Source organism: Limimaricola variabilis, from assembly GCF_034371605.1.
Taxonomy (GTDB): Bacteria; Pseudomonadota; Alphaproteobacteria; order Rhodobacterales; family Rhodobacteraceae; genus Limimaricola; species Limimaricola variabilis.
In genome coordinates this window covers 69,836-94,302 of the sequence record NZ_CP139695.1, presented here as the reverse complement: position 1 = coordinate 94,302, position 24,467 = coordinate 69,836, and the positions used below count along the sequence as shown (strand labels likewise).

Genomic DNA, 24,467 nt, shown 5'->3' with positions numbered 1-24,467 from the left:
TTCTGAGGCATGACACACGATCCCTATGAAACTCTCGGCGTCAAACGTGACGCCTCGCAGGCCGAGATCAAGAAGGCCTATCGCCGGCTCGCAAAGAAACTGCATCCGGACCTGTCGCGCAGCGACGCAACCACGCAGGACGAGTTCCAGCGCGTCGGCGCGGCCTATGACATCCTCGGTGACCCGGAAAAACGCCGCCGCTTCGACGCGGGCGAGATCGACGCCAACGGACAGGAACAGCCGCGCCCCCACCCCCGCTGGAGCTATGCCGGGGCCACGGCGGGTGCGTCTGGCCAGAACGACGCGCCTTTCGGCGCTTTCGAGGACGTCTCCGACATCTTCGCGGATCTGTTCGGCGCACGCGGTCGTCGCTCGACCCACTTTGGCGCGCCGGGCGCGGATCTGCGCTACAGCATCGAGGTCGATTTCCTCGATGCCGCCCGTGGCACGACCCGGGAGGTCACCCTTCCGGACGGGCGCGCGATCGACCTGCGGATACCGGCCGGCCTGCGTGACGGACAGGTCTTGCGCCTGAAGGGCAAGGGCGCGCCGGGCCTGCATGGTGGCCCGGCAGGCGATGCCTATGTGGAGGCGCGTGTCCGGTCGCACCCGCAGTTCTTCCGCGATGGCGACGATATCGAGATCGAACTGCCCATCACCTTCGACGAGGCGGTGCTCGGCACCCGGGTAGAGGTCCCGACGATCTGGGGACCGGTCTCGATGAAGCTGCCGGAAGGCGCCTCGTCGGGTCAACGCGTGCGGCTCAAGGGCAAGGGCATCCACCGCGCAAAGCGGCCGGCGGGTGACCATTATGTCCGGCTGTCGATCCGGTTGCCGAAGCAGATCGATGCCAAGATGAAGTCCTTGGCAGAACGGTGGAGAGAGCACGTCCCGCACGATCTTCGAAATGAGACCGGAAGGCTTTGAAATTCGCAACCTTGGGTGGCTCGGATCATCAGCGCTTTGCTGAACTGCATGATGCAAACTCATCAGCAGAAGCCGAGACCAGCTGAAAGTGTCAGATCCGCTTCAGGGACCGGGAGAAACCTCAGCTATCTGTCTTACGGCCCGAACCAGCCATTCGCCAACGCGTCGGCAAACGTCTGCTTTCCCCCTCATCTACAGAACATTGAAAGCGCAGCTTGACCGAAGGTTTCGTTTTGACAGCGCGCAGCGTTCGCCATCTCGCCATCTCGCCATCTCGCCAGTCTGCCCGACGGCCGTTTGCGCATCCTCCAAGCAATCGAGCGCATTAAACTGAACACCCGAATATTCAGCGATAAACCCCCCAGGGACCAAACCGGGGCGGCCCGGTTCGGACGCTTGATGGCAACCGTGTCGGCTCGGAGCCCCAAGGCACCGGTGGACGCTCTTGCAGGTCCCGTAGGCGCCGTATGCGTTCTTCCGTCGGGGGGTGGGTGCGCAAGAGGGACGGCTCGGGGATGCGCCTGCCCGGCAGGAACATGTCCTCCCAGAACCGGCCGACCCGCCGCTCCAGCTTCGATAGTGCCGAGGCCAGCCCGTCCGGATCACCGGTCAGGTCGACCGCCCCGCGGTCAGCGTCGAATTCCCGGGTCCGGGACAGGGCGAGTTGCAAGAGTGCCATAAGGGTTGGCGAGAACACGAGCATCAAAGGGATATGCCAAGGGACGTAGGCAGCGCCGCTCAGCAGGAGCGGAAGGTTCAGGATCAGGATCAATTGCCCGACCCAGGAGGCCAGCGAGACGACGCGGGACATGACGTCAGCCACGCTCATGATCCACAGGTCACGGTTTGCAACATGGGCAACTTCGTGCGCCAGGACACCGGCCAGCTCCCGGGCATCCAATAGCCGCAGTAGACCGTCGGTGATACATATGGCGCTGTCTCGGGGATCACCCATGGCGAAGGCGTTCGGCAACTCGCTCGGAATATAGTAGAGCGCGGGCACCCTCGGGAGATCGGCACGGCGGGCGAGCTCGGCGATCATTCCGACACCTTCGGGGAAGGTCCGGCCCGTCAGGCGTCTGGCGCGATAGGCCGAGAGGAGCACGGTCTTTGGAAGGGATGGTGCAAGGAGCAGGCCGATCACCGAACTCCCGACGGTTAGAAGCGTCAGCCCCGGACCCGCAATCGTTGCTACGACCGCCCAAGCTATCAGTCCCATGCCGCCAATCAGCAGCATGGATTGCACCAAGTTACGGGTTTGATGGAGCACGGAAGGCGACATGGCCCGAGTATCGGCCATTGCTTGGCTGAATTCATTACTTCCTCTCGTTCGGCCGAAAGATTTTTCACCCCTTGGCCTTGACAGCGACGCGCAAGCCCCCATCTCACGCACGCATATGATATGCATGCATTATTTATGTAAAGAGAATGGCTGTTAGCAGATGATCCGAAAGAAGGATGATGTGGTCGGCTCACTCCTCCATGACGCTGCGCACTTGTTGCGGCTTCGCATCGACGAAGCACTCCGGCCGTATGACCTGACGCGGGTGAGCTGGATGGCCATCGGCATCATCGAGCAGAACGAGATGCTGACACAGTCTGATCTTGCTGCGAGACTGGAACTGGGCACGGCAGCGACCGGCAAGTTGGTGGACCGCCTCCAGGAACGCGGTCTGGTCGAACGCCATGATGATCCCGAAGACCGCCGTGCGAACCTGTTGGCCGTCACGCCAGGTGCCCGCGATCTGCTCGAACGGCTGAAGTCGGTCGGGGAGGCACTGCGGGAGGAGGTTCTTCAAGACCTTGGCGAAGCAGAGCGCCGGCAGCTTCAGCGCTCTCTTCAGAAGATCAAGACGCGACTGACAGAAAGCCGTTCGCAAGCAGCCTGATCGTTATCGGAGGGAGGGTGAAGCGATGGAGAAGAAAACCGAGTTCAACATCTGGTATTGGGTTCTGGCCTTCATGGCCGTGATCTTTATCCAGAACATCATCGCGGGCACCCGCGATATCGCCCAGATCAGCTACAGCCAGTTCGAGACCTATCTCGAGGAGGGCCGGGTTCAGTCGGTTGCCGTCGGCAAGGACCACATCAGCGGTGTCTTCGACGCGCCCGTGGACGGCCGCAACCAGTTTGTCACAAACATCGTCGACCCCGCTCTTCTCGAACGGATCGACGCGGCCGATGTCGAAATCACCGGTGTGCCGGAAAACACTTGGCTCGGCGCAATACTTTCCTGGGTCGTTCCCGCCTTTGTCTTCTTTGCGCTCTGGATGCTGTTCTTTCGCAAGTTCGCCGAAAAGCAGGGTTTCGGTGGCTTCATGCAAGTCGGCAAGAGCCGCGCCAAGGTCTATATGGAAAAGGAGACCGGCGTCACCTTCGAAGACGTGGCCGGGGTCGACGAGGCCAAGCAGGAGCTCGAGGAAATCGTCGAGTTTCTGCGCAATCCCGAAGAATACGGCAAGCTCGGGGCCCGGGTGCCCAAGGGTATCCTGCTGGTAGGGCCGCCGGGGACGGGCAAGACGCTGCTGGCCCGCGCTGTGGCCGGGCAGGCTGGCGTGACCTTCCTGTCGATCTCGGGTTCGGAATTTGTCGAGATGTTCGTGGGGGTCGGTGCCGCGCGGGTGCGCGACCTGTTCGAGCAGGCCCGCAAGAGCGCTCCGGCGATCATCTTCATCGATGAGCTGGATGCGCTCGGCCGGGCCCGCAACGCCGGCCAGCACATCGGCGGCAACGACGAGCGCGAACAGACCTTGAACCAGCTTCTGACCGAGCTTGACGGTTTCGATCCCTCGACCGGCATCGTGCTTCTGGCCGCAACCAACCGGCCCGAGATCCTCGATCCTGCCCTGCTGCGCGCCGGCCGCTTCGACCGCCAGGTGCTGGTCGACAAGCCGGACAAGAAGGGCCGCGTCGCGATCCTGAACGTGCACATGAAAAAGGTGACGTTGGGCGGGGATGTCGATGCCGAGAAGGTCGCGGCGCTGACACCGGGGTTTTCGGGTGCCGACCTTGCCAACCTGGTGAACGAGGCGGCCCTTCTGGCCACTCGGCGCAAGGCCAACGCGGTGTCGATGGACGACTTCAACAATGCGGTGGAGCGGATCATCGCCGGGCTGGAAAAGAAGAACCGGGTGCTGAACCCGCGCGAGCGCGAGATCGTCGCGCATCACGAAATGGGGCACGCTCTGGTCGCCATGGCCCTGCCCGGGGTCGATCCGGTGCACAAGGTCTCGATCATCCCGCGCGGCATCGGGGCGCTTGGCTACACCATCCAGCGGCCGACCGAAGACCGGTTCCTGATGACCCGCGAGGAGCTCGAGAACAAGATCGCGGTGCTTCTTGGCGGGCGCGCTGCCGAGAAGATCATCTACGATCACCTGTCCACGGGCGCTGCGGATGATCTGGTGAAGGCGACCGACATCGCCCGCGCCATGGTGGCACGCTACGGCATGGACCCGGACCTCGGCCATGTCAGCTATGACACCGACCGTCCCGGCTTCCTCGGCACCGGGGATCAGTCGTCCTGGCTCAACCGGCGCTACAGCGAGGCGACGGCCGAGCGAATGGACGCGGCGGTCAAGGAAGTGATCGAGCGCATCTTCGACGAAACGGTCAGCTTGCTCGAGACCAACCGCACGCTGCTGGAAAGCACATCGAAGAGCTTGCTCGATCGAGAAACCCTGGATGAACCCGGCCTTCAGGCCATCGCGAAACAAGTGAAATCGCCCAAGGCGCCTAAGGCAGCTTGATCCAGAACAAGGAAACCGCGCCGCTCGACGGCAACATGAAGGATGAACAAAGGAGGAAAGCCAATGGCTCATGGCATCTGTGATGTTTGCAAAACCCGCCCGGCGGTGTTCCGCGCTCAAGTCGTGTCGAATGGCGAGCGCCGGACAATGGAGCTGTGCGACGAAGATTACCGCAAGCTTGCCAGACGGCAGGGGCGCACCGCCTCGCCGCTGGAATCCCTCTTCGGCGGACGCTCCCTCTTCGACGAGTTTTTCGGGGACCGCGGGTTTGGTAATGGCCTGCTTGGCGGCCCCGGAGAAACGAGCGGGGAAACCATCCCGATCCGCCCCGCCGGCCGCCGTGGCTCCGGTGGCGGCATCAATCTTGCCGATCGCCTGAGCGGACAGGCCAACAAGCTTCTCCAGGACGCCGCCCAGAAGGCCCACGAATTCGGGCGGAACGAAGTCGATACCGAGCATCTTCTGCTCGCGCTGACCGGGTCGGAGGTGGTGCGGACGCTCCTGAACCAGGTCAAGATCGACGGGGACGATCTGCGTCGGCAGATCGAGAAGGAGGCGAAGAAGGGCGACTCGAGCGATCCCGAGCGCGAGATCGGCGTCAGCCCCCGCGTCAAGGACGCACTGAACCGTGCCTTCGTCGCCTCGAACGAGCTCGGTCACTCCTATGTCGGACCCGAACACCTGCTGATCGGTCTGGCCGAGGAAGGCGAGGGTCTGGCCGCCGACATCCTGCGCCGGCTGGGCCTCACGCCGCAGGCGCTGCGCCAGCAGGTCACCAAGGTGGTCGGCAAGGGTGCCGAAGAAGGCCGCGTGGAGACACCATCCAACACCCCCGACCTGGACGAATTCAGCCGCGACCTGACCAAGCTCGCCCGCGAGGGCAAGCTCGATCCGGTCATTGGTCGGGCCCGCGAGATCGAGACCACGATCGAGGTTCTGGCTCGGCGCAAGAAGAACAACCCCGTGCTGATCGGTGAACCGGGCGTCGGCAAGACCGCGATCATCGAGGGTCTGGCGCAGCGCATCGTCGCCGGCGAGGTCCCCGAGGCGCTGCGCGACAAGCGGCTGGTGGAACTGAACATCAACTCGATGGTCGCCGGATCGAAATATCGCGGCGAGTTCGAGGAGCGTGTCCAGAAGATCCTCAAGGAGATCACCGAGGAGAAAGACAGCCTGATCCTGTTCATCGACGAGCTTCACACCATCGTCGGGGCCGGACAGGGCGGGGGCGAAGGCGGGCTCGACATCGCCAACACCTTCAAGCCGGCGCTGGCGCGAGGCGAGCTGAACCTGATCGGGGCGACGACCCTGAACGAATACCAAAAGCATATCGAGAAAGACGCCGCGCTCGAACGCCGCTTCCAGCCGGTCTATGTCGATGAGCCGACGGTTGCGCAGACCATCATGATCCTGCGCGGGCTGCGCGACACGCTCGAGTCGCACCACAAGGTGACCATCACCGACGAGGCGATCATCGCCGCGGCGGAGCTTGCGGACCGCTACATCACCGGCCGCTTCATGCCCGACAAGGCCATCGACCTGATCGACCAGGCCGCAGCGCGGGTGAAGATCTCCGCCACGGCCCGGCCCGTCGATGTGCAGGAGCTGTCGGCCGAGGTCGAGCAGATCAAGCGTGAGCAGGACTATGCCGCTGCGCGCAAGCAGTTCGACCGCGCGGGTGAGCTGAAACGCGAGCTCGAGGAAAAGCAGGCCGAGCTCGACGAACTCCTGGAGACGTGGAAACGCGACCGCGCTTCGGCCACCGCCGAGGTCCGGAGCGATCACGTGGCGCAGATCGTCAGCAAGATCACCGGCGTTCCGGTGAACGAGCTGACCACCGAGGAGCGCGAGAAACTGCTGAAACTCGAGGACCGGCTGCACGAGCGCGTCATCGGACAGGACGAGGCGATCAGCGCGGTCTCCGATGCCGTGCGGCTCGCCCGTGCTGGGCTGCGGGAGGGCTCCGCACCCACCGCGACCTTCCTGTTCCTCGGCCCCACCGGCGTCGGCAAGACCGAGCTTGCCAAGGCGTTGGCCGAGACGATCTATGGCGACGAGGACGCGATGATCCGCATCGACATGTCCGAATACGGCGAGCGGCACGCCGTTGCGCGGCTGGTGGGCGCCCCGCCGGGCTATGTCGGCTACGACGAGGGCGGCCAGTTGACCGAGCGCGTGCGGCGCCGGCCCTATTCGGTGATCCTGCTCGACGAGATCGAGAAGGCGCATCCGGACGTCTACAACATCCTGCTTCAGGTTTTCGATGATGGCCGCCTGACCGACGGCAAGGGCCGTGTGGTGGACTTCACCAACACTATCATTATCGCGACCTCGAACCTCGGCTCCGACATCATTCAGAAGAACCTGAAGAAGCGGGGCACGAAGGAATTCGACGAGACCAAGCAGAAAGCCGAGCTGATGGAGGTGCTCCGGCACCACTTCCGGCCGGAATTCATCAACCGGATCGACGAGATCATCGTGTTCCACTCGCTGAACCAGTCGGAGATCCGGCAGATCGTCGAGCTGCAACTCAAGCGCGTCGCCCGCACGGCGCTCACGCAGGGCGTGGAGGTGGAGCACGACGAAAGCGTCGTCGATCACTTCGCCGCCGTGGGCTTCCGGCCCGAATTCGGCGCCCGCGAATTGCGCCGTCTCATCCGGTCGGAACTCGAGACGGAACTGGCCCGCGAACTGCTGGGCGGCCGGATCGAGGATGGCGACCGTGTCCGCGTCTCCTGGTCGAGCGACGAACAGAAGATCGTCTTCGACAAACTGGAGCGTCAGGAACCCGAGGCGGATACTCAAGACACCGACGCGAAAGATGATGCGGCAGAGACTGACGCATCAAGTGCAAGTGGCGGCGCGCCCGAGGAGGCGCCCACAAAGTGATGGGAAAACTCCCGGCGGCCCGGGTGCCGCCGGGACCGAAAGGAGGAGAACGCCATGACCGACAAGGTTTTCGATGCAGACACGGTCTGCACTCTGTCGCGCAACTGGTGGGCCTTCGTTCTGCGAGGCATGGTTGCGCTCATCATCGCCGTTTTGGCCTGGCTGATGCCGGCCGAGGCGGTCTTTACCCTGACCCTCGTCTTCGGCGCCTTCGCCTTCGCAGATGGCGTTTTCGGCCTGATCTCGGCGGTGCGGAATATCCGCAAAGGTGAACGCTGGGGATGGCTTGCGGTCAGCGGCGTCCTGGGCATCCTGACCGGCCTCGTGGTGCTGGTGACGCCCTTTGTCGCGACGTTGGTGCTCGCCGTCTTCCTCTGGGCCAGCATCGCCTTCTGGTCGGTGTTCTCGGGCATACTCGAGATCACGACGGCGATCCGGCTGCGCAGGGAGATTGAAGGCGAGATCTGGCTGGGTCTCAGCGGAGCCCTCTCGGTGCTGCTGGGTGTCGTGGTCGTGTGGTTTCTGACCATCCGCCCGACGGAAAGCCTTCTGGCCCTCGGCTGGCTCCTCGGCGTCTATGCCGCAATCTTCGGCGTCGTGATGATCCTGCTGGGACTGAAGTTGCGCGGCCGCGGGCTCAAGGCAGACGCGGGTGCAACCGCGTAAGGGAAAGGAGAGAATGCAATGTTTCGGCTACAACGTCACAACCGCCCGCCATTCCGGCCGAAGATCCCCGGCACCGACCTTCGGTCCGCCGATGTCCCCATGGCGGTCATCTACCGACCGGCCCGATCGGTCAAGCAGCGCGGGCTGCGGCCCCGGCATTGGGTGCTCGAGTTCGAACCGAGCAGGCCGCCGCAGATCGAGCCGCTGATGGGCTGGACCGCAAGTGCGGACGCCTACCGCCCGATCCGCCTGACGTTCCCGGATCGGGACAGCGCCATCGCCCATGCCGAACGGAACGATTGGAAGTATGTCGTCCTCGAGGCACCTGCTATGGACCCCGGCATCGCTCCACAGCGCTATTGGTGGGAACAGGCTCCAGGCAAAAAAGGTCATGACACAGCGGCCACTCGCGGTGTCGAGACCAAGCGTCACCCGACGATTGCATCTGCTCCGGATGGCGGCGATGCATCGGTGGCTTGGAACAGCAACGCTGGCGAGCAGAACGATATTGAGGACCCCGTGCTCGAGGCCTGCCTCGAGTCTTTCCCTGCCTCGGACCCGCCCGCGTGGACCGGCACGACCATCGCTGCCGGCAAACGCGACCCCGCCGGCAGCGGATGAACAACGCCGCGATCATCGCCACGACTGGCCTGGTCGCGGCCATCCTCTTCCATCCGCGTCTTAGCGATTCGAAGGGGTGGCGCGCTACCGTGACACCCCTCGCTTCGATAATCGGCAGCGGGTTTCTCGTGATCGGTCCGATCCTCGATGCCAGCTTCGGGTATCTGGCTCCGATCGCAATGGCGGCGCTTTGCACAGTGGCAATTCTGTTCGGGGCGGCCATCCGCCGTAATATCGCTCGGATTGCGGAGGTCGGAGAGCGCTCCGTGGCGGAACGAGTTCTGGACCGCGCGGCCTCATGGGTTCTGGCGACGGCCTACGCAGTTTCAGTCGCCTACTACCTGAACCTGCTGGGTGCTTTTTCCGTCAGCCTTACGGCGCATGACGATCCGGCCACGGCCCGGATAGTTGCCACTGCCGCGTTGCTCTTCATCGCATTCATAGGTTGGACGCGGGGCTTTTCCGCGCTCGAGGGGCTGGAAAAGATTTCCGTGTCTCTCAAGCTCGCCATCATCGCCGGCCTCCTACTCGGCCTCGGCATCCATTTCGGTGATCGCTTCGCCGCGGGCGATTTAATCTTGAACCCGATCCAAACTACTGGCTGGAACGCGGTGTGGCTGATCTTCGGGCTACTGGTTACGGTCCAAGGCTTCGAAACGTCCCGCTACCTTGGCGAGGACTATGATCCACAGACCCGGATCGCCTCCATGAGCCGCGCGCAGTGGGTCTCCGCCGGCATCTATATGGTCTACATCCTTCTTCTGAGCTTTCTTTTCCCCGCGGGAACGATCCCGCAAAGGGAGACGGCCATCATCTCGCTCATGGAATTGGTTGCGCCAGTGCTTCCGGCACTTCTGGTAAGTGCCGCATTGGCCGCCCAGTTCAGTGCGGCAGTGGCCGACACGGCCGGCTCGGGCGGCCTTCTGCACGAACTCACGGGCGGCAAGATCGCCCCGCGAACCGGCTACGTTCTTCTGGCCGGCATCAGTCTCGTTCTGACATGGTCTGCGAATGTTTTCGAGATCATCACCATCGCCTCTCGGGCTTTCGCTGGATATTACGCGCTGCAAAGCGCGGTAGCGGCGGCCGGCTACTGGATTTCTGGCCGCGTCGCCGGCGCTACAGGCTTCGCAGCACTTGGTGTGCTTGGAGTTCTCATCGCCTTTCTTGGCATGCCATTCGCAGGCTGACAGTCCGTCAGTCAGTGGCAAACAGACATCGCTCCTCCACCGCATTCCGAATTTGGTCAGAGGCTTAGCGGCTTGGGCAAGGACAGCCTAAGCCGAGAACCCGGACCCTCCCGATTGCAGGCATACGCGCTCCTCCAAGATCACCTGCCTTCGATGCCCCCGGCACGTGATTGGACATTGCCTTCGAGGGGAAAAGCGTGCCATCCCTTTGCGGTGATGGTTCCCGTTGGCCCTTGAGGGCGACGCGGGATGAAAAGGGAATACGGTGAGGTGTAGCCAACAGGCGCCGAATCCGTGACTGCCCCCGCAACTGTGAGCGGCGAGCGTTTCCGAGAAGACCACTGGGTTCCACAGCCCGGGAAGGTTCGGAAAAGCGTAGACCCGCAAGTCAGGAGACCTGCCATCGCTGATGTCACTCAACCCGGGCGGGGTGTCCCGGACAGGAGGCCATGATGGCTCGTCGGCAACTGCCGCACCGAAATCGCCGGTCCCTCTGTGCGCAAGCCCCGCGAATGCGCGGAGGGCTGCATGGACCGGACCAGATCGAACACCACCTGCAAAGCGGGCGCGACCTCGCGAGCAAGCTGTTGCTGCGCCCATAGACTGTCGAGACAACTCGGGCGGGCCGTCGACCTCGCTGCCGTGGCCGCCGGTCCCGGCTTCGAGCTGACCGGAACGACGCGGCTCGACGGCTGCGGCCGGCGGGTCGTCTGGCGCGCACGGCGCGGCCGCGTGTCGCTCCGGATTGAACCCGAGGTGGTGTTCCCGCCCCGCGTGACCCACGCCGCTCTGCGGGTTCGGCAATGACCGCCGCGTCCATCTCCGCCAGCGATCTGAGCTGGGGGCCGCGTCATGGGCCGGCGATCCTCAAGGGCGTGAGCTTCGAGCTGGCCGCCGGTCGGACGCTGGGCATCGTCGGCGCCAACGGCGCCGGCAAGTCGACGCTGCTGCGGCTGCTCTACCGGTTTCATCGGCCCCATGGCGGAAAGGTTCATATCGGTGGCGAAGATCTGTGGCGCATGACGCCTCGGGCCGCTGCGCGCCGGGTCGCCGCTGTGCTCCAAGAGCAACCGACGGATTTCGCGCTGAGTGTGCGTGAGATCGCGGGACTGGGACGGGTGCCGCATCGCCGCGGCCTTTCGGGTCCCGGCACACGCGAGGCCGGAATCGTCGAAGCGGCGCTGCACCGGCTCGACCTTGCTGGGCTGGCCGAGCGCCGTCTCGGCACGCTGTCTGGCGGAGAAAAACAGCGCGCGATGGTAGCGCGCGCGCTGGTGCAGGAGCCGCAGGTGCTCATCCTCGACGAGCCCACCAACCATCTCGATATCCGCCACCAGCTTGAGGTGCTGGAGATGCTGCGTGGCCTCGATGTCACCATCGTCACCAGCCTGCACGACCTGAACCTCGCTTTCGATCTTTGCGATGAGGTGCTGGTGCTCTCGCGCGGTCAGATAATCGCGCATGGGACGCCGGATGTCGCACTCGATGCGGCGACCGTGGCCCACGCTTTTTCCGTTACCGCCCGCCGCGAACGCCTCGAACCCTCGGGGCGCACCCGCTTCACCTACTCGCTCGCCGCCTCTGAACGGACCTACTGACCCATGACTTTCCGAATCCTTCCTGTCGCCTTTCTCCTGGCCGCCCCTGCCGCGGCTCAGGCCTTCCCCGTGACCGTGCAGAGCTGCGACCGGGAGATCACCTTCGAAGCCGCGCCGGAGCGCGCGGTGTCGAATGATGTCAACCTGACCGAGATGATGCTGGCGCTCGGACTGCGCGATCACATGGTCGGCTACACCGGTGTCTCCGGATGGAAGACCCTCGACGAGCGGCTGCGCGCCGATGTCGAGACGCTGCCGGAACTATCGCCGCAATATCCTGGCCGCGAGGTGCTGCTGGGGGCAAATGCCGACTTCTACTTTGCCGGCTGGAACTACGGCATGAATGTCGGCGGCGAAGTGACGCCCGACACGCTCGCGCCTTTCGACATCGCGGTCTACGAACTCGCCGAGAGCTGCGCGCATGTGATGGAGAAGCCCAAGGCGAGCTTCGAGGATCTCTATACCGACATTCGCAACCTCGGGACGATTTTTGGCGTCGCGGAGCGGGCCGAGGGGCTGGTAGCCGACTGGCGCGAGGATCTCGCCCGGCAGAAGGACGCTGCCGGGAACGGCGCCAGGCCGCTTCGCGTCTTCGTCTATGACAGCGGCGAGGACACGCCGTTCACGGCCGGGCGCTACGCCATGCCCACCGCGCTCATCGAAGCGGCGGGCGGCGTCAACGTCGTGGACGATTTCGAGAAGAGCTGGGCGACGGTCGGTTGGGAGGAGGTGATCGCGCGCGATCCGGAGATGATCCTGATCGTCGATTACGGCGAGGTCACCGCCGCCCAGAAGCGCGAATTCCTGATATCGAACCCGGCCTTCGCGGGCATGACCGCCGTGCGTGAGGACAATTTCGTCACCCTCGACTATGTGGCTGCCACGCCGGGCCCGCGCAACATCGAGGCGGTGGGCGTGCTGGCCCGGGCCTTCGCCGAGGCGGGGGGATGACGGATATCTCCCTGTCGATCGCAGGCCGGGCTCCGGCCCGGCGGGCGCGTATGTTTCCGGCCGCGCTCGGGCTTGCGGTTCTGGCGCTCGGGCTCTCCTTCACTTTCGCCGTGGGTGTCGGCGCGGTGTCCGTTGGGGCCCGGACGGTCTGGGGTGTCATCGCGAACCAACTCATGCCGGGCCTGGTCCAGGTCACTTGGCCGGCTGGTCACGAGGCCATCGTCTGGGACTTGAGAATGCCGCGGGCGATCCTTGCCGGGCTTGTGGGTGCGGGGCTGGCGCTGGTGGGCGCGGTCTTGCAGGCCGTCACGCGAAACGCGCTGGCGGACCCGCATTTGCTCGGCATCTCCTCCGGCGGGGCCTTCGGCGCGATCACCGCGCTGCTGCACACCGGGATGATCCTCGGCCTTGCCACCGTGCCGATCTTCGCCTTCGCCGGCGCCCTCGGTGCGATGGCGTTGGTGCTCGGCGTGGCACGTCTCGCGGACGCGGCCTCGGCAGAACGGCTGGTGCTCGCCGGAGTGGCGGTGTCCTTCATCGTGATGGCCGGGGCCAACGCGATGATCTTCCTCGGCGATCCGCGCGCCTCGCACACCGCGCTGTTCTGGATGCTGGGCGGTCTTGGTCTGGCGCAATGGTCGCATCTGGCTTTCCCCGCCCTCGTGCTCGCGCTCTGCGGCCCGTGGCTTTGGCTCAGGGCGCAGGATCTCGACGCCATGACGATCGGGGACGAGACCGCCGCGACCCTGGGTATCGCGGTGTCGCGGTTCCGGCTCGAGGTGTTTGTCGCGGGCGCCCTGCTGACCGGGGTCATGGTGGCGTTCTCCGGGGTGATCGGCTTCGTCGGACTGATGATCCCGCATGTCGCCCGTATGGTCGTGGGCGGCAGCCAGGCCCGCGTCTTGCCGCTTTCGGCTCTGCTCGGCGCGGTGTTCCTGATCTGGTGCGACCTGTTCGCCAGAACGGTGATGGCGCCGCAGGACCTCCCGATCGGCGTGGTGACGGGCCTTGTCGGGGGGCTCTTTTTCGTATGGCTCCTTGCTCGGCGGTAGACACCCAGCGAGAGGAGAACCAGCGTCCGACAAACCACCCAGAGCCTCGGCGCCAGCGAGAGTGAGGTGCTCCCCGATTTCAGGGCACTGACGTAAGCTACGATCTGCTGTCTGCTGATCTTCACCGACGAGGAGATCAGAGATGTCGAAACGCAAGCAGCACGCGCCTGCTTTCAAGGCCAAGGTCGCGTTGGAAGCTTTGAAGGGCGAACAAACGGCCGCCGAGCTGGCGAGCCGGTTTGGGGTGCATCCCACGCTGATCCATCAGTGGAAGCGGGCTCTGCTCGAGGGCGCTTCAGGGGTCTTTGAGCGGGGCGGAAAGAAGACGCCCGAAGTCGACGAGTCGCAGGTGAAGGAGCTGCATGCCAAGATTGGTGAGCTGGCGGTCGCCAACGATTTTTTGTCCAGAAAGCTCAAGCCTTGGGGCGGGACGTGAGGCGCGGCATGATCGAGCGAGACCATCCGACCCTGTCCGTGGGGCGGCAGTGCCGGCTGCTGTCGCTCTCGCGGTCGTCGTTCTACTACCGGCCAGCCGGCGAGACCGAGCTGAACCTCGACCTCATGCGGCTGATCGACGAACAATTTCTCGAAACGCCGTTCTACGGCGTGCGGCAGATGGCCCGGCATCTGCGCAACGAGGACCACGCAGTGAACGACAAGCGGGTGCGGCGGCTGATGCGGCTCATGGGCCTCATGCCGATCTACCAGAAGCCTAATACCAGCAAGCCTGCCAAGGGGCACAAGCGATACCCCTACCTGCTGAGGGGAGTGCGCGTGGAGCGGCCCAACCAAGTCTGGTGCGCCGACATCACCTATCTCCCCATGCGGCGCGGCTTCCTTTATCTCGTGGCGATCATGGATTGGCACACCCGGAAAGTGCTAGCCTGGCGCCTGTCCAACACGATGGAGGCCGAGTTCTGCGTCGAGGCGCTGACCGAAGCGATCCAGCGGTTCGGCTTACCCGAGATCATGAATACCGATCAGGGCAGCCAGTTCACGTCCTTCGCCTGGACCGACGTGCTCAGACGCGCCGGCGTCCGCATCTCAATGGACGGAAAGGGACGCTACCTCGACAACATCTTCATCGAGCGGCTTTGGCGCACCCTGAAATACGAGTGCGTCTACCTGCACGCCTGGGAGACCGGCTCGGAGGCGCGGGCGGGGCTCAGGAACTGGATCGATTTCTACAATCGAAAGCGCCCGCATTCCGCCCATGGCGGCCAGCCGCCAGCAGTGGTCTACTGGCAGAGAAACCCCACCATACAACCCGATCAGCAGGAGCTAAGAGTAGCTTAGAAGGCGCCAGATCCTGTCCAAGGATCGGGGAGCACCTCAAGGCACCTCGCTCGGCCCTTTTCTTCGCGACATCGAAATAAAGGGTGGTAAGTTGTTGGGCTGCAAGGATCATGCCTTGGAACGTCTGGCCACCGTTGCGGGCGTCGACGTGGCTGATCTTCGGCGCAACTCGGCTCAAAGCCTTGGAAACCGTTGGTTCGATCTCCGCGGGAACCTACTCAGCGCAGAATTCTTCGCCAGCCCTTACACAGTCTTCTGTCCGGCATGTCTGCGCGAGGATGATAAACTCGGCGGCGATCCTGCCCTGGTCCGAAAAGGCCGACTTCTCTGGACGCTTCGACCTTTTCGAACCTGTCCGGTGCATGGCCTTGAGCTTGTTCGTCGAAAGAAGGTTGCGTGGGACGACTCGTTTCACCAGCTGGCCCTGCGGGTGCCGGAGCGCGCCGATGCCCTGGATGAGCTGGTAGACGGGGCTGCGCTGAGATCTCCGTCGCCATTGCAAAATTATGTCGTCGCGCGCCTTGAAGGAGCGCCGGGTCCGTCGTGGCTCGACAGTCAGACGCTCGAACAAGCTGTTCGCACCACCGAGAAACTCGGAGTGCTTCTCGAATTCGGACCAAAAGCAACGTCCGGTGATCTCGTCGAGAGCCAATGGGACGCGGCTGGCCGCGCCGGATACGAAGTCACTGCAAAAGGAGAAGAGGGCATACGGGAAGCGCTCCGCAACGTTCAGGCCGACTTTCTCCAACAAGGGGGTAAACCTGATCGTGGGAATGTCCTTGGAGCGCCCTACAGGTGGCTGGCGTCGCCAAAGAATACAAAAGATCCGGGCGACATCCGGCGCATCATGCGGGAGCATATCTTCGCGGAAATGGAGATCGCTGCTGGCACGACGATCCTGGGCGAAACGCTGAAGGAGCGTCGGCTTCACAGCGTGGAGTCGCTCAAAGCGGAGACAGGCCTCAATCCGCGGACGCTGCGAAACGTCCTTGCTGCCCACGGGCTCGTCCCGGCCGCAAAGAATGGCGCCCCCTATTGCGTATTTGATGCCGCTGCCGGACGGCGTGTCGCGTCTTCAATCCAGCGCTCGACAAAGATGAAATCGCTACCAACGGCGTTGAATTGCAGCCGCCCACAGGCCGGACAACTCGTCGACGAGGGTATGCTCGATCCGATCGCGGATGGCCGGTTCCAAGCCCCCGGGCGAACCCGGAAGGCCATCGCCAACCAAGATATCGACAGGTTCCTGACTGCCCTGCGCAGTTCCGCACGGCCCATGGACAAGGCACCGGAACAGATGGTCCCGATTTCGAAAGCTTCTGAGAAGGCAAAATTGACGTGCATAGAAATCGTGCATCTCGTGCTCGGTGGCTTCCTTCAGCACGTCATGCGACTTCAGGGTGAGGAAGGCTATGCCGCTATCCTCGTCGATCCGGCCGAAGTTCGAACGGCGAAGGCGGAGCATTTGCCCGGAATCTCTGCTTCAGATGCTTTCGCGCGTCTGAAACTTCCGAAGTCCACGGGATGGGATTTGGTGCATCGAGAGGAAAGCCCCCGACTTCAGCCCATCGTGATCAATGGCCAAAACGGACAGCACCGTTTCTACCGATTTAGCGAGGACCATGTCGCGGCCTTCGCGTCCGAATATACGACCGAGATCCGTGTCGCCAATGCGAACGGCATCGAGAAAAAAGACGTGGTGAAGCGGCTCAAAATGCGGGGGGTGCGACCAGTCCTCGGTCAGGTTGATATCGGCCTTGATATGTATCGGGCACAGGATATCCCGACGTTCGAACTGCCTTGATGCTTAATCGCGCGTCACAAAAAAGACGATTTGATGGGCCGCCCGATGGGCGGCCTTTCTCGTTTGCAGTGATCGAAACCGTGGCCTATGTTTTTAGAAAGTAGTGCAAGCATCTGGAATTTTCGACGTTGCCTTCGATGGTCACGAATTGGTGGTCAAAAGGACAAATCGGCGGATTTTGCCCACTTGGCCCCACCAGCAATCAATGACTTAGAGGTGGCTGATGGCCAAATTTTGGTGGTCGCTTCATTGCCTGCAAGAGCCACACAGCTGCCACGTAGAGCAACAAGACTGCTGCTGCGTTCAGCCCTATGCCTTCAGGTTGAACAAGAATGTTTCGTTTTCACGTGTCAGCCGGTGGCACAAGGCATCTAAAGCCATGGACGTCTGCCTATTGCGTCTACAGGGCCGCGGCGTCGCTGTCGTAGGCTTGAGCGCTATAGCACGCCCCACTCCAATTTGATCGGGCTACGGAATACGGTCGTTTGAAGACGCCTGCAATAGACGCGGGGCCGCGGCCGAGGCGGTAGGGGAGGGGAGGCGACACGCTTCGATACCTTTCCCTCTAAGGCGCGGAACGAAGCTAACGCTTCTGTTCCGGTGTAGTGCGTTCTCGGATTGGACATGATCGCTCCTCAAATGCCGCTTTGCCGAGAACTCATTCCGACATGTCTGATCGTCACTGAGACGATTGAAGATAGGGTCATTAATCCTCAAGTAAGGAAGGAATTGTGGGGCACAACAGGGGCGTAGCTGATGGACTTCGACAGCGCCGAAAAATCGAGAAGTGCCGTTACAACCTTCCTGCGAGCCGAAGTACTGGCTGCACGACTGGAAGCCATGACCCGGGCCGAACCCGCGGTTGGCAACCTCTGGCGCTCGGAGATTGCACTCGCCGAAGTCGTGGCAAGTGTGGGTCTGGAGGGCATCCGGATCTCGGAGGGCGACCTGCTCCCACGCATCGCTCTGAATGGAGGGCAGGACGCGGATCCGACAGGTGCGGAGTTGGCGCTGAGCCTGATCCGCGTGTTGAAGGCGCCTGGAGATCCTCTGGCGCGGCCCGTCCAGGCCGTGCGGCGTTTCGAGAGAGCGGCAGGCACCGGAAAGGGGTCCGGCTTTACCACGGGCGATGAGCCTGTAGGCCAACGGCTCGATGACGCTGAGATCGAAGGCCTCTTCGCAGAGGTGGGTGCCGGCGATATGCCGATCCTGGCTGCGGCTCGGGCGGCGGCCAGCTACGCGGCGCTGTCACAGCGTGCTAACCCGATCGTCGAGAGGCTGATCTTCATGGCGGTCGACAGCAGCCTGCGGGGCCGGGTTGGGCGTGGAACCGACCTCGAAGACGTCCTGCGGGGTCTGTCGGGTCGGGTAGATGCGCACTGGGTCTCGCCGCCAGCGCTCGCGTTGAGCCACCGGCAGTTCCTGGCTTGGTCGCCGGGGAGCGAAGCAGGGCTCATGGATCTAGGCACCGGTCTTGCCCAAGTCTTCGAAGCAGAACTCGGGCGTTTCGCGCTTTCGCGCGACTGGCTTCGTCACGGGCAGGACGCTTCACAGGGCAGGGGCGGACGCTCACGCCTGGCCGATGCGGTTCAGGCCTTCGCAACCGCACCGGTGCTAAACTCGGCGCGGCTTGCTGAAAGGATCGGCGTGTCAGTCCGCACCGCGCTGACGCTCTTGGACGAGATGACCGAACTAGGTCTCCTGAAGGAGATCACCGGCCGTCGAACGGCGCGGATCTGGGCAGTGCCAAGCTTGGGCGGGCGCCTCGCAGTGCGGCCGTTCAGACGGACTCGGCTGCAGGGGCACGCTGTCAGGCCATCGGCCGAGATGCGTGAAATGGCCAACCGCCATGGCCGGGATCAGCGAGAGGCTTCGGCGCGGGCGATGGAGCGCGTTTTCACTGATCTTGAGACCGCAATCGACAAGGCGAGCGCGCTGCTGGTCAGCGCGCAGCGCCAGCGATGACCATGCTGAGCATCCTGCTGAACCAAGCCGACGGTGGCGAGTTATGCGCGCAGTTTCATCATGGAGACTCCAATGATCAAGACTATTGCAAGCGCGGCCGCCTTCTCCGCCCTGATGGCAGGAGGCGCTCTGGCGCAGGATGACCAGATGATGATCGTGGTCACCGAAGATGCGATGATGCAGATGTCCATGTCGGATGGACAGACCACGGTGACATTCCCGCTCATCACCGCTCTGCAGGACGGCTACATCGTGGTCCATTCCGTTGCTGCCGATGGCACGGCCGGTGAGGCCTTGGGGCATGCCCCGGTGACGGCGGGCGAAAATGCCGATGTGGCTGTGATCATTCCGGAAGCGTTGTCTGCCGGAACTCAGTTGATGGCCATGTTGCATGTCGAGAGCAACGACAACGGCACCTTTGATTTCGGACCAGACATGACCGATGTCGATGCTCCGGTGATGCGTGACGGCGCGCCGGTGACCGTCATGTTTGCGGTGCCCGAGGGCGTGATAGACGGTGTAGTGGTCATCGAACCTATTCCCTCCCCTGAAGTGGAGGATCCCGAATCTCGCTCGGCATCGGACGACGATGAGGAGCGGGACACAGTCGACGAGGACGAACCGGCGATCGATCCGAATGATACGGAGACTGAAGGGGCAACTGAGGAGGGTGAGGATTCCGACGGGCAGGATGGTGAGGAAGAAGGCGAGGTGGTCGAAGATGATGCTGGCGACGAGCAGACCCAAGATGCCGATCTAGAGCAGGATATGGAGGCCGAAGGCCAAGAAGATGGCTCCGCCGATGCGGATGCCAATGCTGATGGCGAGGTGAATGCCCAGTAATCTCGTTCCGGTCTGAACTACTCTTGAAGGGCTGGCCAAGAAGGAATCGGCTAGCCCTTCTTTCCGCGGCACCGGCATGGAATCGAAAGAAATGCGCAGGAGACGGTCCGGCTGCACTGGGCATCGCACCTGTTTTCTTGGGGGATCGCTATCAAATCGGCGCTATTTCCAGAGATCAGCATTATCAGCGCCTTTGGCGAAATCCAGATGCGCATGATATCATAGCCGACCTGCGACCAGTCTTTCTTCTAGTTTAGCATAGCGTTAGTGGATAATTACTCTGAGACCCGACCTTGGACCACAGCAGCGAGGTGAGCGATCTTGCTCGCTGCAATCTGCTTCGAAGTCAGCGTTCAAGCAGGCTGTGTTTGTCCAAAAGGGTGGGATTTGGTGGCCTTAAGTTGAAGGCGGCCGTTCAAAGAGCCTGTTCCAGGCAGCTAACTTTGTGGTAGAGTTCTTGAACATGGAATGCTCTTTACCCAAGAGCAAGTGACTCAGGACGGCCCGGGCTTCCACCTCCCGGGCCGTTTTCCTGTAAAGCTTCTCTCTCGAGTAATGCCGCTGCGGATTGAAGTATTGGCTTGCCCGGCTTTAGTCCGGCGGTTTCAACCTCGGGGAGGTGAGCATGGACGCTTTTGCACATATCGGTGAAAGGGGATTCACCGAGCGCGCGCTGACGGTCAGCTCGAGGGCATGCAGAAGCATTCCCCGACCTGCTATCGTACGACGAATTGGTCCGACTACAACGCGGCGCTGCGCAAGCGCGACTCGCGGTCGGTCTGGTTCGATCCCGAGATGGTCTGGCACGCTGACAGGACCGGCAAGCGTGGGCGGCCCGAGACCTTCTCAGACGCTGCGATCCAGACATGCCTCACCCTGAAAGTGCTCTTCGGGCTTCCGCTCCGGCAGACGGTCGGGCTGATCGGGAGCCTGATCCAGATGGCGGGGCTGGATTGGCCGGTTCCGGACTATTCGACGCTGTGCCGCCGGCAGGCGCGGATCGCGGTGCAGGTCCCATATCGCGCGTCCGGGCAGTCGCTGAACCTGTTGATCGACAGCACCGGTATCACGTTCCGGGGTGATGGCGAATGGCGGGCCCGCAAGCATGGCCCGTCACGCCGGCGGCAATGGCGGAAGGTTCATATTGCCATGGACGCAGGCACCGGGGACGTGCGCGCGGTCGAGTTCACCTCGAGCCGCCAAGGCGACAGCCCCTTGCTGCCGGAGCTGCTGGCGCAGATCCCGCCAGAGGAGGCGATCGGCACGGTCACCGCAGACGGTGCTTGCGATACACGAGGATGCCATGGCGCCGTCATCGACCGAGGTGCCGACGCTGTCATACCGATCCGGCGCAATGGCCGGGCCTGGAAGGAAGACTGCTTCGCTGCCACCGCGCAAAGCAAGATCCTGCGGGCAACCCGGCATCTGGAGCGAGCGCCCTGGAAGAAGTGGGCAGGCTACCACGTCCGAAGTCGGCTCGAGGAAGATAAACCGCCTGAAGCTCTTCCGCGAGAGGATCATGTCACGAGATCCCGACCGCCAGACCGCCGAAATCCAGATCAGCATCGCCATCATGAACCGCTTCTCGGCCCTTGGCAGGGCCGAGATCGAAGCCGTCCGCTGAAGAATGGCGGTAAAGGGAGAAGTCATGCCCGGGGCTGCTTTGTGCAACATCGCAGGTAGACCAGCCTTGCATATTTTGCGCGGGTTTCACCTAAGGTGATGACATTCGCAGCCCGATCCATACTCTGCCGTCCGAAGGCAGCTGCGTTAGGGCTATGATCCAAGTCGCAGTTCGAGGAGAGGAACATGAGCCATCCCGTTGATGTCCACGTTGGTCATCGCATTCGTCACCGCCGGTGGACCAAAGGCATGACGCAGCAGCAGCTAGGCGACAAAGTTGGAGTGCAGTTCCAGCAGATTCAGAAATACGAGCTCGGAACGAACCGCGTGGCAGCTTCTCGCCTCTGGGACATCGCGAGAGCTCTCGATGTTCAGGTGACATATTTCTACGACGGTCTGGAATTATCCGACACTTCGCCGACACTCATGATCGATCGACAAGCTGCTCAACTGCTGGGCATGGTGATGACCCTGCCAGTAACTCAGCGACAAGCAATATCCGACTTGGCACGGAGCATCGCAAAGGAAACCAGAGTTTAACGGCCAAGTGCCACGGAGGTTGTCATGGAGACTTGGTTAGTCGGCCAGACAGCGACCGCGAACGCCTAGTCCTGCCTCTTTTGGCCTAATCCCCTTCAGCGCTTCAGTCTGGTCGTCTCGTCGAGCATCTCGTCGACGGTGGTCACGATCTTGGCGTTCGAGGAATAGGCCCGCTGGGTGCTGATCAGGTCGGTGAGTTCCTGAGCCACCTCGACGTTCGAGCTCTCGAGCGCGCCCGCCGTCAGCGTCCCGGCCGAACCCTCGCCCGCTTGGTTGAGGCTAAACTTGCCCGAGGATCGTGACAACAGGAAGGCGTTGCCGTCGGTCTTGAGCAGGCCGTCGGGGTTGGCCACCTCGGCCAGCGGGATGTTGTAGAGCGGCTTGCGGCTTCCATTGTCAAACACACCGTAGACGTCGCCTCGCTCGTCGATTTCGGTCCGCACCAGCACCCCGCTCTCGGCGCCGTCGGCGCTGATCTTGAGCGGCGAGTAGTCGCCCGCGAACTGGGTCATGCCGTCATAGGTCCCGGGCGTGTCAACGCCGCCTGAAGTTTCCCCAGAAGTGCCGAAGTAAAATTCCCCAGTTTCCGGGTGCGGTGATCAGCCGTGCAGTTGATCGATCCTCCCGTCTTTCGGGGGGCGCCCTCGGCGTTTTGGCTGCGGAGGCGGCGCGATGGCAGCGTGAGCGCGGGTATGTTCGGGCATGAGGTCGGCATGGGCCCGCAAGCGGTAGCTAGCGCCTTCGATCTGGACGACGATCGCATGGTGCAGGAGGCGGTCGAGCAGCGCGGTCGCAACGACCGGGTCGCCGAACACTTCGCCCCATTCGGCAAAGCCGCGGTTCGAAGTCAGGATCATAGCGCCCTTCTCGTAGCGGTGATTGACCAGCTGGAAGAACAAGTTCGCGCCACCAGGGGTGATGGGCAGGTAGCCGATCTCGTCGACGATGAGCAGGCTGTTGCGGCTGAAGAAGCGGAGCTTTTCCGGCAAGCGGCCGTCGCGCTCGGCCCGACTGAGCGCGTCGATGATCTCAGCCAGGCTGGCGCGGTAGACCCGCTTGCCGGCCCTGACGGCCTCGACGCCCAAGGCAGTTGCGAGATGGGATTTTCCGGTGCCCGGAGGGCCGAGCAGATGCACGACTTCCGCCCGCTCGATGAAGTGGAGTTGCGCCAGCGCCAGAATTCGCCCGCGATCGAGCGAAGGCTGGAAGGAGAAGTCGAAGCTCTCGAGCGTCTTGATCGGCATCAGTCGCGCGGTCTTCACCGCGACGGTCACTCTGCGCCCTTCACGCGTGACATGTTCCTCCGCCAACAGGCCGTCGATGGCTTCGATGGCGGTGATCTCGCCGCGCTCGAGCCGGCGGAGGGTATGGTCGAGCGCCTCGAGCGCCCGGGTCATGCGCAAGCCGACAAGGCTGGCACGAATGCGGTCGAGGATTTCGGTCATTTCCGCAGCCCCTCGCCTGAGGCCATCCGCTTGGCGACGGCATCGTAGAAGGCGAGCGGTCGACGCCCCACCTCTGTCACCCGTCCTGGCATGGCAGGCATCAAAAGCTCAGGCGGTCTCGGCGGCACGGGTTTGCGGTGACTGGGATCGGTCCGCCGCTGGTTCTTGCCCTCCAGCACCGGATGCACGGCGATCAGCACGCGGTCCTCGAAAATGCGGATCTCGCGCGGATGGTTCTGGACTTCGACCACGCGTTTGCGGGTGGCGTCCGGCACGCTGTAGAGATTGCCGCCCACCGAAACCATGCCCTCGTGGCTCACGCGCCGCTCCACGGTCAAGACGGCGCTGTAGGGGATGACCGGCAACGCGGTCAGATGTGGGTGCTCTTCGGCGAAATGCTCATTGACGATCCGCCGGGTCGTTGCGTGGAGGCGGGAGTTGGCGATGGTCGTGCGCCAGTCCTCGAACTGGGCATTCAGGTCGTCCATGTTGCGGAAGGTCCGGGCGAGGAAGAAGTCCTGCCGCACATAGCGATAGGGACGCTCGACCTTGCCCTTGGTCTTGGCCCGGTAAGGGCGGCACGCTCTTGGCAGCGCGCCGTAATGCGTGAGTAGCGCGACCAGCGAGCTGTTGTAGGTGATCACCCCTTCGGCGTCCTCGTCGATCACCGCCGTCTTCATTCGGTCGTAGAGCAGCTCCTGCGGTGCCCCGCCCATGGCGGTGAAGGCATCGATATGACAGCGCATCACCGTTTGCAGGTCCTGCGTGGCGCAGAAGCGTCCCCAGAGCCAGCGGCTGTGGCCAAGCACCATGGTGAACAGCCAGACGATCCGCACCACGCCGGGCTCATCGGTGAACTCGACCCGGAACTGGGCGAAGTCGACCTGACCCTGACGACCGGCCGGGGTTTCGAAGCGGCGTTCGAAGGGCTTTATCCGACCCGGACGCACTTCGCGAAGGTAGTCGGTGACGGCCGTGTAGCCCCCGTCATACCCCATTCCACGGATCTCCCTTAGCAGCCGCCGTCCCGACAGGTCGGGATAGGCAAGGATCCGTTCGTGCAGATAGGGCTCGAACCCCTCAAGGAGCCGCGGCCGCGGTGCGCGCGGACCGTAAACCGGTGCGGTCACGCCGACCTCCAGGTGCTTGCGCACTGTCTTGCGGTCGAGCCCGACCTTGCGGGCGATGGCAGAGATCGAAAGCCCCTGCCGTTTCAAGTCATGGATCATGACAACTTCCCCAAGTCTGATCACCCGTCGCCTCCATTCCGGTCGGCATGATCAGGTGATGCGATGTGGCCGCTGCCA

At 63.0% G+C, this 24,467-nt stretch carries 20 protein-coding genes, 1 pseudogene and 1 riboswitch; of the genes and pseudogenes, 17 read left to right on the top strand and 4 right to left on the bottom strand.

Features of this window, described 5'->3' with window-relative positions; all coding sequences use genetic code 11:
* The first annotated feature begins 9 nt into the window (after window positions 1-9).
* On the top strand, window positions 10-927 hold the full coding sequence (locus tag T8T21_RS19835) for a DnaJ C-terminal domain-containing protein (RefSeq protein ID WP_322338193.1): 918 nt from the start codon (window positions 10-12) through the stop codon (window positions 925-927).
* Between the two features lie 346 nt (window positions 928-1,273).
* Here the strand turns inward: T8T21_RS19835 and T8T21_RS19830 are convergent, their stop codons facing one another.
* Window positions 1,274-2,164 carry a zinc metalloprotease HtpX gene (locus T8T21_RS19830; RefSeq protein WP_322338192.1) on the bottom strand — a complete coding sequence of 297 codons (891 nt, stop codon included), beginning with the start codon at window positions 2,162-2,164 and terminating at the stop codon, window positions 1,274-1,276.
* A 205-nt stretch (window positions 2,165-2,369) separates the two neighbouring features.
* Between T8T21_RS19830 and T8T21_RS19825 the strand changes: the two genes are divergently transcribed.
* From T8T21_RS19825 to T8T21_RS19750, 16 genes and pseudogenes are all read left to right on the top strand, one after another.
* Window positions 2,370-2,816 (top strand): MarR family winged helix-turn-helix transcriptional regulator, encoded by a 447-nt coding sequence (locus T8T21_RS19825; RefSeq protein WP_322338191.1) that lies wholly within the window; start codon window positions 2,370-2,372, stop codon window positions 2,814-2,816.
* A gap of 25 nt (window positions 2,817-2,841) precedes the next feature.
* The gene (gene ftsH, locus T8T21_RS19820) at window positions 2,842-4,677 is read left to right on the top strand and encodes an ATP-dependent zinc metalloprotease FtsH (protein WP_322338190.1); all 1,836 of its coding nucleotides are present in this window, start codon (window positions 2,842-2,844) and stop codon (window positions 4,675-4,677) included.
* Window positions 4,678-4,740: 63 nt separating this feature from the next.
* The gene (locus T8T21_RS19815; protein ID WP_322338189.1) at window positions 4,741-7,566 is read left to right on the top strand and encodes an ATP-dependent Clp protease ATP-binding subunit; all 2,826 of its coding nucleotides are present in this window, start codon (window positions 4,741-4,743) and stop codon (window positions 7,564-7,566) included.
* 54 nt (window positions 7,567-7,620) lie between these two features.
* A complete protein-coding gene (locus T8T21_RS19810) occupies window positions 7,621-8,232 on the top strand; it encodes an HdeD family acid-resistance protein (protein WP_322338188.1) in 612 nt (203 codons plus the stop codon).
* A gap of 18 nt (window positions 8,233-8,250) precedes the next feature.
* Window positions 8,251-8,853, top strand: coding sequence for an NADH dehydrogenase ubiquinone Fe-S protein 4 (locus T8T21_RS19805; RefSeq protein WP_322338187.1), 603 nt, complete (start codon window positions 8,251-8,253; stop codon window positions 8,851-8,853).
* Window positions 8,850-10,043, top strand: a complete 1,194-nt coding sequence (locus T8T21_RS19800; RefSeq protein WP_322338186.1) for a hypothetical protein — start codon at window positions 8,850-8,852, stop codon at window positions 10,041-10,043. The genes T8T21_RS19805 and T8T21_RS19800 overlap by 4 nt, the downstream gene beginning before the upstream one ends.
* A gap of 200 nt (window positions 10,044-10,243) precedes the next feature.
* A riboswitch (cobalamin riboswitch) is annotated at window positions 10,244-10,462 on the top strand.
* Between the two features lie 109 nt (window positions 10,463-10,571).
* On the top strand, window positions 10,572-10,850 hold the full coding sequence (locus T8T21_RS19795) for a hypothetical protein (RefSeq protein WP_322338185.1): 279 nt from the start codon (window positions 10,572-10,574) through the stop codon (window positions 10,848-10,850).
* Window positions 10,847-11,641: an ABC transporter ATP-binding protein gene (locus T8T21_RS19790; RefSeq protein WP_322338184.1), complete on the top strand. Its 795-nt coding sequence runs from the start codon at window positions 10,847-10,849 to the stop codon at window positions 11,639-11,641. Before T8T21_RS19795 ends, T8T21_RS19790 begins: the two co-directional genes overlap by 4 nt.
* A gap of 3 nt (window positions 11,642-11,644) precedes the next feature.
* Window positions 11,645-12,592 carry an ABC transporter substrate-binding protein gene (locus T8T21_RS19785; RefSeq protein ID WP_322338183.1) on the top strand — a complete coding sequence of 316 codons (948 nt, stop codon included), beginning with the start codon at window positions 11,645-11,647 and terminating at the stop codon, window positions 12,590-12,592.
* 50 nt (window positions 12,593-12,642) lie between these two features.
* Entirely contained in the window at window positions 12,643-13,644 is a 1,002-nt protein-coding gene (locus tag T8T21_RS19780) for a FecCD family ABC transporter permease (protein WP_322338284.1), read from the top strand.
* A 142-nt stretch (window positions 13,645-13,786) separates the two neighbouring features.
* Window positions 13,787-14,940, top strand: a protein-coding gene (locus T8T21_RS19775; protein ID WP_322338182.1) for an IS3 family transposase whose coding sequence is annotated in 2 segments (ribosomal slippage) — window positions 13,787-14,060 and window positions 14,060-14,940 — 1,155 coding nt in all. Because the reading frame shifts where the segments join, the coding sequence is not laid out codon by codon here.
* Window positions 14,941-15,055: 115 nt separating this feature from the next.
* Entirely contained in the window at window positions 15,056-16,744 is a 1,689-nt protein-coding gene (locus T8T21_RS19770; RefSeq protein WP_407660155.1) for a TniQ family protein, read from the top strand.
* Between the two features lie 756 nt (window positions 16,745-17,500).
* On the top strand, window positions 17,501-18,709 hold the full coding sequence (locus tag T8T21_RS19765) for a hypothetical protein (RefSeq protein ID WP_322337859.1): 1,209 nt from the start codon (window positions 17,501-17,503) through the stop codon (window positions 18,707-18,709).
* Between the two features lie 72 nt (window positions 18,710-18,781).
* Window positions 18,782-19,552, top strand: a complete 771-nt coding sequence (locus T8T21_RS19760; protein WP_322338180.1) for a DUF7282 domain-containing protein — start codon at window positions 18,782-18,784, stop codon at window positions 19,550-19,552.
* Window positions 19,553-20,245: 693 nt separating this feature from the next.
* Window positions 20,246-21,176: pseudogene (locus tag T8T21_RS19755) on the top strand (IS5 family transposase).
* A gap of 185 nt (window positions 21,177-21,361) precedes the next feature.
* A complete protein-coding gene (locus T8T21_RS19750) occupies window positions 21,362-21,715 on the top strand; it encodes a helix-turn-helix domain-containing protein (protein WP_322338179.1) in 354 nt (117 codons plus the stop codon).
* A gap of 95 nt (window positions 21,716-21,810) precedes the next feature.
* Here the strand turns inward: T8T21_RS19750 and T8T21_RS19745 are convergent, their stop codons facing one another.
* The 3 genes from T8T21_RS19745 to istA all read right to left on the bottom strand — a co-directional run bounded on the left by T8T21_RS19745 (window position 21,811) and on the right by istA (window position 24,413).
* Window positions 21,811-22,227: a flagellar hook-basal body complex protein gene (locus T8T21_RS19745; protein WP_322338178.1), complete on the bottom strand. Its 417-nt coding sequence runs from the start codon at window positions 22,225-22,227 to the stop codon at window positions 21,811-21,813.
* An 87-nt stretch (window positions 22,228-22,314) separates the two neighbouring features.
* Complete coding sequence (istB, locus tag T8T21_RS19740) at window positions 22,315-23,160, bottom strand: IS21-like element helper ATPase IstB (protein WP_322336894.1); 846 nt, start codon at window positions 23,158-23,160, stop codon at window positions 22,315-22,317.
* On the bottom strand, window positions 23,157-24,413 hold the full coding sequence (istA, locus tag T8T21_RS19735; RefSeq protein WP_322336893.1) for an IS21 family transposase: 1,257 nt from the start codon (window positions 24,411-24,413) through the stop codon (window positions 23,157-23,159). The genes istB and istA overlap by 4 nt, the downstream gene beginning before the upstream one ends.
* Window positions 24,414-24,467: the final 54 nt, after the last annotated feature.